Below are 400 nucleotides of genomic sequence, written 5' to 3' on the forward strand. Positions count from 1 at the left end.
GCGGAATGCGTCTGAAATGGAAGCCGGTGAAGACGGCTTTCTCGTCTACTGTCCTGAAGCTTCATTCCGCCGTTTTGCGAAATGTGCATGGAATGCAACCCGCACGCTATTTATGCGGTGTCCGGGCTGGAAAATTCAACCTATCTGTCATACATATAGCTTATGAAAAAACTCTCCTCTCTTTATGATAGAAGCCGTGTCCCGCTCTACCTTCAAGTTGCCTCCGTCATGCGGCAGCGGATAGAAACAGGCCATTGGCTCGAAGGTGACAAGATATCGACCCAGGAGGAGCTCGAATCGGAGTTTGGCGTCGCCCGCGTCACAATTCGCCAAGCAATCGAACTGCTCCGCGACGACGGCTTGCTCGACGCACAGCAAGGCAGGGGAACGTTCGTTTCCG

The 400-nt window shown here is 53.2% G+C and carries 1 protein-coding gene; it reads left to right on the forward strand.

From position 1 onward, the window contains the following. Window positions 1-162: 162 nt before the first annotated feature. Window positions 163-400 (forward strand): GntR family transcriptional regulator (locus tag ACFHWW_RS34360; protein ID WP_379943861.1); only part of this gene is annotated, 238 nt, incomplete at its 3' end.

Origin of the sequence: Sinorhizobium sp. P24N7 (assembly GCF_042436655.1) — a bacterium.
GTDB classification, from domain to species: Bacteria; Pseudomonadota; Alphaproteobacteria; order Rhizobiales; family Rhizobiaceae; genus Sinorhizobium; species Sinorhizobium meliloti_A.